Annotated in this window: 7 protein-coding genes; 1 reads left to right on the top strand and 6 read right to left on the bottom strand. The window is 72.4% G+C overall.

The features are described from left to right. Positions 1–127: 127 nt before the first annotated feature. The 6 genes from cobT to IF17_RS0125925 all read right to left on the bottom strand — a co-directional run bounded on the left by cobT (position 128) and on the right by IF17_RS0125925 (position 8,982). Positions 128–3,745: a nicotinate-nucleotide--dimethylbenzimidazole phosphoribosyltransferase gene (gene cobT / locus IF17_RS0125950; protein ID WP_030570434.1), complete on the bottom strand. Its 3,618-nt coding sequence runs from the start codon at positions 3,743–3,745 to the stop codon at positions 128–130. Between the two features lie 335 nt (positions 3,746–4,080). After that, the gene (gene cbiE, locus IF17_RS0125945) at positions 4,081–5,319 is read right to left on the bottom strand and encodes a precorrin-6y C5,15-methyltransferase (decarboxylating) subunit CbiE (RefSeq protein WP_030570432.1); all 1,239 of its coding nucleotides are present in this window, start codon (positions 5,317–5,319) and stop codon (positions 4,081–4,083) included. 130 nt (positions 5,320–5,449) lie between these two features. Beyond that, positions 5,450–6,097: a GNAT family N-acetyltransferase gene (locus IF17_RS0125940; RefSeq protein ID WP_051884119.1), complete on the bottom strand. Its 648-nt coding sequence runs from the start codon at positions 6,095–6,097 to the stop codon at positions 5,450–5,452. Between the two features lie 176 nt (positions 6,098–6,273). Then, a complete protein-coding gene (locus IF17_RS0125935; RefSeq protein ID WP_030570427.1) occupies positions 6,274–7,140 on the bottom strand; it encodes a MetQ/NlpA family ABC transporter substrate-binding protein in 867 nt (288 codons plus the stop codon). Between the two features lie 94 nt (positions 7,141–7,234). Beyond that, positions 7,235–7,903 (bottom strand): methionine ABC transporter permease, encoded by a 669-nt coding sequence (locus tag IF17_RS0125930; protein ID WP_018515267.1) that lies wholly within the window; start codon positions 7,901–7,903, stop codon positions 7,235–7,237. Continuing rightward, positions 7,900–8,982: a methionine ABC transporter ATP-binding protein gene (locus tag IF17_RS0125925; protein WP_030570424.1), complete on the bottom strand. Its 1,083-nt coding sequence runs from the start codon at positions 8,980–8,982 to the stop codon at positions 7,900–7,902. Before IF17_RS0125925 ends, IF17_RS0125930 begins: the two co-directional genes overlap by 4 nt. A gap of 604 nt (positions 8,983–9,586) precedes the next feature. Between IF17_RS0125925 and IF17_RS0125920 the strand changes: the two genes are divergently transcribed. Then, entirely contained in the window at positions 9,587–9,946 is a 360-nt protein-coding gene (locus IF17_RS0125920) for a hypothetical protein (RefSeq protein WP_030570421.1), read from the top strand. Positions 9,947–9,949: the final 3 nt, after the last annotated feature.

The following is a 9,949-nucleotide window of genomic DNA, read 5'->3' as shown; positions in this document are numbered from 1 at the left end:
CCGAGATCTACACCTAAGCCTTCGTCGGCAGCGTCAGATGTGTATAAGAGACAGCCTCAAACGCCGGAGGGGCTGAAATGCAGGCGCCCGGAGGGGCTGGGAGGGCGAGCCCTGGAGGGGCGAGGTACTACTTCTCCGTCACTCCCGCCGCGTCGAACGTCGCCACCTCGTGCATCGCCCGTGCCGCGCTCTGCACGATCGGCAGCGCCAGCAGGGCGCCCGTACCCTCGCCCAGGCGGAGGTCGAGGTCGACCAGGGGGCGCAGGCCCAGCTTGTTGAGGGCGGCGACGTGGCCGGGCTCCGCGCTGCGGTGGCCCGCGATGCAGGCGGCCAGGGCCTCGGGGGCGATGGCCCGGGCGACCAGGGCCGCCGCGCCCGCGCTCACGCCGTCCAGGATCACCGGCGTACGCAGGGAGGCTCCGCCGAGGAGGAAGCCCGCCATCGCGGCGTGCTCCAGGCCGCCGACCGCCGCGAGGACGCCGATCGGGTCGGACGCGTCCGGCTGGTGGAGGTCGAGGGCACGCCGTACGACGTCGACCTTGCGGGCGTGCATCTCGTCGTTGATGCCGGTCCCCCGGCCGGTCACCTCGGAGGCGTCGGCCCCCGTGTAGACGCAGATCAGCGCGGCGGACGCCGTCGTGTTGGCGATGCCCATCTCACCGGTGAGCAGCGCCTTGTTGCCCGCCGCCACCAGGTCGCGGGCGGTCTCGATGCCGACCTCTATGGCGGCGAGGACCTCGTCCCGGGTGAGGGCCGGACCCGTGGTGAAGTCCGACGTACCCTTCCGTACCTTGCGGGGCAGGAGGCCGGGAGTGGCCGGCAGATCCGTGGCGACGCCGACGTCGACGACGCAGACCTCCGCGCCGACCTGGGCGGCGAACGCGTTGCAGACCGCTCCCCCGCCGAGGAAGTTCGCCACCATCTGGGCCGTGACCTCCTGGGGCCACGCCGTGACGCCTTGGGCGTGCACCCCGTGGTCACCGGCGAAGATCGCGACGGCCGCGGGCTCCGGGATCGGCGGCGGGCACATCCGGGAGAGGCCGGACAGCTGCGCGGAGATGATTTCCAGCATGCCGAGCGCACCGGCCGGCTTCGTCATCCGCTTCTGCCGCTCCCACGCCTCGCCGAGCGCCTTCGCGTCCAGCGGGCGGATGGCGGAGATGGTCTCCTGGAGCAGGTCGTGCGGCTCCTCGCCGGGCAGCGCGCGCCGCCCGTACGTCTCCTCGTGGACGACCCAGGAGAGCGGACGGCGCTTGGACCAGCCCGCCTGCAGCAGCTCCGGCTCCTCGGGGAACTCGTCGACGTAACCGACGCAGAGGTAGGCCACGACTTCGAGGTGCTCCGGCAGACCGAGCGCGCGGACCATCTCGCGCTCGTCGAAGAAGCTGACCCAGCCGACGCCGAGGCCCTCGGCACGGGCCGCCAGCCACAGGTTCTCCACGGCCAGCGCCGAGGAGTAGGGGGCCATCTGCGGCTGCGTGTGGCGGCCGAGGGTGTGCCGGCCGCCCCGGGTGGGGTCGGCGGTGACGACGATGTTCACCGGGGTGTCGAGGATCGCCTCGATCTTCAGTTCCTTGAACTGCTTCGCCCGGCCCTTGGGCAGCGACTTGGCGTACGCCTCACGCTGGCGCTGGGCCAGTTCGTGCATGGAACGGCGCGTCTCGGCGGACCGGATGACGACGAAGTCCCAGGGCTGCGAGTGGCCGACGCTCGGCGCGGTGTGCGCGGCCTCCAGCACCCGGAGCAGGACCTCGTGCGGGATCGGGTCGCTGCGGAAGCCGTTGCGGATGTCCCGGCGCTCGCGCATGACCCGGAGCACCGCCTCGCGCTCGGCGTCGTCGTAGCCGGGGGCGGGCGGGGTGAAGGCCTCCTGGGGGGCCGCCGCCTCCGCCGTGGGCTGCTCCGCCGGCTGCTCGACCGGCTGCTCCTCCAGCTCCGGGGTCTCGATGACCTCGGGTCCTGTGCCGTCCTCGGGGTCGTCGGTCACGGCTGCGGCCACCGGCTCCGGGGCGGCGGCGACGACGGGCTGTACGGGCTCGGCCTGCGTGGCCGGTTCGGGCTCCGGCTCGGACTGGACCTCGGCAGCCTCCACGGCCTCCTCGACCGGCGGGGCTGGTTCGGCGACCTCGACCGGCTGTACGGGGTCGGCGGCGAGCGCCTGCTCCTGTACGGAAGCCGGGGGCTCGGGGACGGAGGCGTCCACCGGGACGGACTGCGCCGGCGCTTCGGACTCGGCCGGAACATCGGCGGGCGCGGCGGGCACCTCCACCGGCACCCCCACGAGCACCTCCGCCGGCGCGCCCGCGGGCGTCTCCTCAGCTGTCTCTGCGGGCAGCTCCGTCGGGGCCACCGCTTCCGCCGGGGCCTCCGGCTGCTCGGCGACGACCGGCTCCGGGACGACCGTTTCTGCCGGGGCCACCTGCTCCACCGGCTCGGGCTGTACGAGGACCGGCTCGGGGACCTGCGCGGGCTCGGGCTCGACCACAGCCTCGGCCTGGACCGGCTGCTCCACCTGGACCGGAGCCACCACCTCGGGCCGCTCCACCTGCACCGGCTGCCCGGGCTCGGCCGGAACGACCGCCTCCGGCTGAGCCACCTCCACGGGCTCGGCAGGCGCGGCCGCCTCAGCCTCCGCCGGCTGCGGCACGACCTGCTCGGGCGGGGCCACCGCCTCCGGCGCGGCCGGCTGCTCGGGCTCCACCGGTGCCGCCGGTTCCGCGGCCTCGGGCACCGCGACCGGCTCGGCAGGAGCCTCGGCCTCGACGACGGCCTCGACCGCCGCCTCAGCCTCCACCACCGGTGCCGGGTCAGCAGAAACCTCCACCGGCTCCTCGGCCTCCACCGCCGCCGTCACCGGCGCCTCCGGCTCGGGCTGCGGCTGCTGCGGCGGCGGGCCCCACGGGGACGCGCCCTGCGGCGGGATCTCGCCCAGCTGCGGGCCCGGCAGGGCCGAGGCCGGGTCGGCCGGGGCTTCGAAGTATTCGGGGCCGGTCACCGGCGGGCTCGCGTGGCGGGCCGGGGGTGCCGTCCTCACCGCCCCTGCGGGGCCCCGGTCGGCCAGCGAGCGGACCACGCCGCCACCCTGCGTACCGCCGGCGTACGACGGGGCCTCGGCCGATGCCGGGCCCCGGTGCAGGGGGCGGCGGGCCGGGGCGGAGGCAGCCTGCGCGTGCGCGCCGAGCGGCGTCGGGGTCTGCACGGGCGCGGGGGCGGGAGCGGCGGCCGGAGCCGGGATCCGTACGCCGTCGAGGTCGACGGAGCCCGTGTCGCGGCCTCCGGACTCATGGGTGCCGTACGCCTCGGCGGGAAGCGGGGCCTCCTGGCCCTGCGCGGGGACCTGCGGCTGCGTCGCGTACTGCGGCTCCTGGTGCGGGGCCGGGAACTGCTGGGCCGCCTGCTCCGTAGCCGGAGCGGCAGGCGCCGGAGCCACAGAGGCCGGAGCAGGAGAGGCCTGTGCGGCAGGGGCGTGGGCGGCGGGGGCCTGGGCTGCTGACGGCTGGGCAGCGGGGGCCTGAGGGGCCAGGGCCGGGGCGGCCTGAGCCTGCGGGGCCGCCGGGGTCTGGACCGTCTGCGGGTCGCTCCACGCGCCCTGGGAGGTCGGCATCAGCAAGAGGTCGTCGTCCTCGGGTGCGTGCTCGGAGGGGTCGAGGAAGGTGTACGCGTCCGGGGCGGGGATGCCCGGCTGCTCCACCATGCCTGCGTTCTCCGGCAGTCCCTCGCCCGGGATCTGGCCGGTGTCAGTCATGCGTACCCCTCGCCCATCGTCAGTGCTCCTTCGGCCCTTCGCCCGGGACGCCGAGACCACGGCACGCCGGTGCTCGTCATGAAGAACGAGCGGGCTCGCCGCGCGGCACGAGACGCCCGCGGACCTCTTCCTATTCTCGCGGCCGTTCGCCGCCGCGGCAGGAAGTTCCGCCACGGCTCGCTGTGGACTGCGCCACGTCGCGCGTCCCCCGGTTGGTGCCGTACCACAGAGCGGAACAAAACAGTCCACTTTTCCGGACATTGACGAACGAAGCGACGAACGTCCGGGCGCGGTACAACAATCGGCCAGCCTACCTCCCGTACCGGGCGGAAAGGTCAGGGGGCGACGTCCGAACGCCGTGCGGAGAGAAGGAACACGACGGACCGTTCGCGCTCGGTCCACACCTCGGTGTCCAGGTCGACGGACTGGAGCAGCGAGCACGCGACGGAGTAGCCGTTGCCGGTGAGCGCGGCGCCGAGGGCCTCGGCCTCGTCCCGGGTGGAGGCGTGCGTGACGATGCGTTCCGGGCGCCGGTCCACGACGGCCCGGACCACCGGGACGCCGCCGCCCCCGACCCGTACGACGTCGGGTTCGGGCAGCCGTTCCAGGACGTGCGGGGCCCGGGCGCAGACGATCTGGAGGGGGACGCCGAAGGCGCGGGCGGCGGCGTCCGTACGGGAGCAGGCTCCCGGGTCGGCGTCCACCGCCAGGACGGCCGCGCCGAAGCGGGCCGCCTCGACGGCCAGGGCGCCGCTGCCGCAGCCGATGTCCCAGACCAGGTCGCCGGTGCGGGGGCCGAGGATGGCCAGTTGGGCGGCGCGCAGGTTCGGGGACTCCCCCTCGCCGGACTCCTGCATGCGTTCGGCGCCGGCCTCCCGGTAGGCCTCGGCGGGCAGGGCCCAGCCCCGGATGCCCTGGGGGTAGGCGGGCTCCCGGCCGGCGAACCAGGCACCGGTGGCGGTGGTCTCAGGGCCGCCGCCGATGACGATGACGACGTTGGGGTCGCGCCAGGTGTGGTCGGCGGCCTTGTCGGAGGTGAGGACGGTGACGCGTTCGCGGTCGGTGCCGAGCTCCTCGCAGATCACGAAGGTGCGGTGGACGCCTTCGAGGAGGAGGGCGAGTTCGGCGGGGCCCGCGCCCGGTGAGGTGAGGACGGCGACCTTGTGGTGGGCCCGGCAGACGTTGACGGCGCGGCGCAGGGTGCGGGGGTGGGCGACGACGACCTGGGCGTCGTCCCAGGGCATCCCGGCCCGGGCGAAGGCGGTGGCCACGGCCGAGACGGCGGGGACGACCTCGACTTCGAGCCCGTGCTCGGGGGCGCGCAGGCTGCGGACGACGCCGAAGAAGCCGGGGTCGCCGTCGGCGAGGACGACGGCGCTGCCGCGGTGGCCGGCGATGCGGCGGGCGGCCAGGTCGACGCTGCCGAGGCGGATGCGCTCGGCACTCTTGGGCACCTCGGGCAGGGCGAGGTGGTGGGCGGCGCCCGCGACGAGCGTGGCGGCCGAGAGCGCGGCCGTGGCCGCTCCGGGCAGTGGCGAGCCGTCCCAGCCGATCACCGTGACCCGGTCGGCCATCGTCGTCTGTCTCCTGGGGGTGTCGGAGGGGGCGGGGCTGCCCGGCGGTGGCGGGCAGGGGTGAGAGTACCTGGTCGGGATCAGGGGCCGGCCGGGGGCCTGGGCCAGGCAGCGCCCGGCCCGTGCGGGGTCACTTCCAGTCGTTGTACGTGCCGTAGCCGCCGGCGTCGGCCAGCTGCTCGGCGACGCCTTCGAGGTCCTCGGGGAGGAGGCCCCAGACGATCAGGTCGGTACGGATGTCGGTCCAGCCGCCGTCGGTGCCGTTCTCGGTCCGGGTCCGGGCGATCCGGGCGTTGCGCAGGACGCCCTCGCTGATGCAGCCGAGCTTCTGCGCGACCTGCTGGGAGGCGGTGTTGTCGGCGGGGGTGCGCAGCTCGATGCGTTCGAAGCCCTGGTCGCGGAATAGCCATTCGGCGACCGCCAGCACGGATTCGGTGGCGTACCCCTCGCCGCGCGCCCAGGGGGCGGTGATGTAGCGGACCTCGGTGGCCAGGGTGCGCCAGTCGGTGTTGAGGAGCTGGACGCTGCCGACGAGCCGCTGGGTGAGGAACTCGGTGACGGCGAGGGCGATGCCGCGGCCCGAGGTGCGTTCCCCGGGGGCGATTCTGCGGACCCAGCGTTCGGCGTCGACCTGGGCGTACGGGTGCGGCCCGTCGGTCCATGCGATGACCGCCTCGTCGTTCATCATCTCGATGTACGCGGGGATGTCCGCCATCTCGAAGGGACGCATCACCAACCTGTCCGTGCTGATGGAGACGGACGGAAAGGTGGTAGTCATGCGCAGCTCCATGCAGAAGACCGGGTAAAAGCGAAGACCGGGTAAAAGCACAGCATGCAGCATCGCATCCGCGGTGCGTATGGGCGGGTCCGCCCGCCGGAGCCCCGCGCCTTCCCGGGGGAAGGGGCGGGGCTCCGGCGGGCAAGTGCCTGATGGAGGTCAGGACTTGGCGGGGGTCAGGACGTGGCCGGGGCGCCGAAGGAGGAGATGATCGAGCCCTGGTAGGTGTCCTCGATGAACTTCTTCACCTCGTCGGAGTTGAGCAGCTTGGCGAGCTTCTCGACCCGCGGGTCCTTCTCGTTGCCCTCCTTGACCGCCAGGAAGTTGGCGTACGGGTTGCCCTCGGCCTTCTCCAGGGCGAGGGAGTCCTTGGCCGGGGAGAGCTTGGCCTCCAGGGCGTAGTTGCCGTTGATGACGGCGGCGTCCACGTCGTTCAGGGCGCGGGGCACGGTGGCGGCCTCCAGCTCCTTGAACTCCAGGCCCTTCTTGTCGGTGATGTCGCTCAGCTTGGCGGAGGTGCCGACGCCGTCCTTGAGCGTGATCAGGCCGTTCTCGGCGAGCAGCTGGAGGGCGCGGCCGCCGTTGGTGGTGTCGTTGGGGACGGCGATGGTCTGGCCGGCCTTGATGTCCTTGAGGTCCTTGATCTTCTTGGAGTAGAGACCGAGGGGCTCCAGGTGCACGTTGACGACCGGGACGATGGTGGTCTTGTTCTTCGCGTTGAAGTCGTCCAGGTACGGCTTGTGCTGGAAGAAGTTGGCGTCGACCTGGCCGTTCTGGGTGGCGGTGTTCGGCAGGACGTAGTCCGTGAACTCCTTGACCTCCAGCTTGAGGCCCTCCTTCTCCGCCAGGTTCTTCTTGACGAAGTTCAGGATGTCGGCGTGCGGCGTCGGGGACGCGGCGACGACCAGGGCCTTGGATGTGTCGGCCTTGGCGCCGCTCTCGCTCTTGGAGGCCGGGTCGGAGTCCGTACCGCAGGCGCTCAGGCCCAGGGCGAGGGCGGCGGCGGACGCGACGGCTGCGGTGATCTTGATGTTCTTGCGCACGAAAAGTGCCTCTTTCTCAGTGGTGATGGTGCGCCCGGACAAGGAGTTCGGGCTTGATGGGGACGGAAAGTTCAGAGGGAGGGCGGCCGACGGCCTAGGCGGTGCGGCCGCGGCGGGCCAGCAGCCGCACGATGATGTCGCCGATCAGCTGGATCACGCTGACGAGCACGATGAGGAGCGCGACGGTGATCAGCATGAACTGGTTGTCGAAGCGCTGGAATCCGTAGGTCACGGCCTTGGAGCCGAGCCCTTCGCCGCCGACCGCACCGGCCATCGCGGAGTAGCCGATGAGCACGATGAGGGTGGTGGTGACACCCGAGACGAGCGAGGGCAGGGCCTGCGGCAGGAGCACCTTGCGGACGATGGTGGGGATGGAGCCGCCCATCGACTGCACCGCCTCGACGAGCCCGTGGTCGACCTCCCGGATCGCCGTCTCGACGAGCCGGGCGAAGAACGGGATGGCGCCGACGGCGAGCGGGACGATCATCGCGGTGGGGCCGATGAAGGTGCCGACGACCCAGGTGGTGAAGGGGATCAGGGCGATCAGCAGGATGATGAACGGCAGCGAGCGGCCGATGTTCACGATCACGCCGGTGACCTTGTTCACCGCGGTGTTCTGGAGCAGACCGCCCTTGTCGGTGAGGACGAGCAGGACGCCGAGCGGCAGTCCGCCGAGGACGGTGACCAGCGCCGACCACAGCACCATGTAGAGGGTGTCGAAGGTGCCCTGGGTCAGCAGGGGCTGCATTTCGGACCAGGTCACTTGACGGCCTCCTTGGTGATCGCGGCGGGCGCCTGCTCGGGGACGGTTGCGGCGGCGCGGGCCCGGGGGCCGTTCTCGTCCTCGACGACCTCGGCCTGGAGGCCCTGTTCGCGCAGGAAGCCGATGGGGACGACGTTCTCCTCGAACCGGCCGGGCAGCTCGATGCGCATCCGGCCGATCTGCTTGCCGCCGACGGTGTCCATCGCGGCGCCGAGGATCGAGATGTCGATGTTGTACGTACGGGAGAGCTGCGAGATCACCGGCTGGGTGGCGGCCTCCCCGTGGAAGGTGACGTCCACGACGGTGCGGTCGGGCCCGGAGGCGGTCCCGCCGACCGGGAACAGCTCGCTCGCCAGCTCGGAGCCGGGGGTGGCGAGCAGTCCGCCGACCGTGCCGGACTCCACGATCCTGCCCCGCTGCATGAGGGCGGCGGAGTCGCAGATCGTCTTGACGACGTCCATCTCGTGGGTGATCAGCAGGATGGTGAGGCCGAGCTGCTGGTTGAGGTCGCGCAGCAGTTGGAGGATGGAGCGGGTGGTCTCGGGGTCGAGGGCGGAGGTCGCCTCGTCCGAGAGCAGCACCTTGGGGTCGCCCGCCAGGGCGCGGGCTATGCCCACGCGCTGCTTCTGGCCGCCGGAGAGCTGCTTGGGGTAGGACTTCCCCTTGTCGGCGAGGCCGACCAGGTCGAGGAGCTCCTTGGCCTTGCGGGTGCGCTCCTGGCCGGAGACTCCGAGGATCTCCAGCGGGAGCTCCACGTTGTCCAGGACGGTGCGCGAGTCCAGCAGGTTGAAGTGCTGGAAGACCATGCCGATCCGGGTGCGGGCCGCGCGCAGCTCCGCGCTCGCCCGGCGGCCGCGCCCGGCGAGGGCGGTGAGGTCCTGGCCGGCCACGGTCACCGTGCCGGAGGTGGGGCGCTCCAGCAGGTTGACGCAGCGGATGAGGGAGGACTTCCCGGCGCCGCTCTGTCCGATGACGCCGTATACCTCGCCCTCGCGGACGTGGAGGTCGACTCCGTCGATCGCGGTGACCTCACGGTCGCGCGACTGGTAGACCTTCGTGAGGCCCGTCGTGGTGATCACAGGGGTTTCCGTCACTGTCGAGTGCGCGGCGCGGGTGTCCGCCGGGCACGGGGCAAACGTCTGAAGAGACTGACTTCGGGCTGGTCGGCCGGTTTACGTCTCAGCACGGCTGTGTACGGCGGTCGGCCGGGGACAGCGCATGCTCGGGCGGCTCGTTCCACGGGGGGCGAACGGCGCAGGCTCGGTCTCGCTTCGGGGCGCGAGACTCAGGCGGGGGCCCTCAGAAGGCGCGCATTCGACACATACAACGAGCACCGGGCGTACTGATCGCCTCGGTCGCAAGGGTGCGGCTGCTCGTCGTGGTCATGCGCCCCAGTAAAACAGACGTACGCCTGGGCACGAACCCGGCTGTCCGCATTCCGGACAGCCGTGGATGGTCGGCGGTGTACTTTCGGGGCGACTCGACGACGTACGGCCGTAAGGCTCTGACCTGTACTTATAGGGGTGAGCGAGGGGGACGTACGGCTCTGGGGGCGGGCGGCCGCGGGGATGGTGCGGGTGGTCGTTGTGGCCAAGGCCACGATCCGCGGCACCGTGGTGCCACCGGGCCGGGGCGGGCGGGGCCGCACGCGGGCGGGCGGTGCGGCCGTAATACCCTCGCTACATGCTTGACGCCCTGACGGTCGCGGTCGCCGTGACCGCGCTCCTCCTCGCCGCCTGGTGTGGACACGCCGCCTACAAGGACCAGCCGACGAAGGACTGGCACTTCATCGGGATGGCCGTCGTGACCGTGCTGGCCTTCGCGCAGCTGGTGGTGGGCATCGTGCAGCTGGCGCGCGGGGAGCGGCCGGAGCAGGGGATGGCGGTGTTCATCGCCTATCTGATCGGCTCGTTCGCGGCCGTGCCGGCGGCCGGGGTGCTGTCGCTGTCCGAGCGGACCCGCTGGGGTTCGGTGACGGTGGCGGCGGGCGCCGTGGTGCTGGCGGTCCTCGAAGTACGGCTCTACGACATCTGGGGTGACTGACGT

It is taken from the genome of Streptomyces cyaneofuscatus (genome assembly GCF_000718135.1).
GTDB classification, from domain to species: Bacteria; Actinomycetota; Actinomycetes; order Streptomycetales; family Streptomycetaceae; genus Streptomyces; species Streptomyces cyaneofuscatus.
Note: the sequence above shows the minus strand (reverse complement) of the source record. Positions and strands in the feature narration are given on the sequence as shown.

Coding starts and splice junctions, on each gene's coding strand:
- IF17_RS0125940 (WP_051884119.1), bottom strand. CDS start 6,097: ATGACTACCACCTTTCCGTCCGTCTCCATCAGCACGGACAGGTTGGTG.
- cbiE (WP_030570432.1), bottom strand. CDS start 5,319: ATGGCCGACCGGGTCACGGTGATCGGCTGGGACGGCTCGCCACTGCCC.
- IF17_RS0125920 (WP_030570421.1), top strand. CDS start 9,587: ATGCTTGACGCCCTGACGGTCGCGGTCGCCGTGACCGCGCTCCTCCTC.
- cobT (WP_030570434.1), bottom strand. CDS start 3,745: ATGACTGACACCGGCCAGATCCCGGGCGAGGGACTGCCGGAGAACGCA.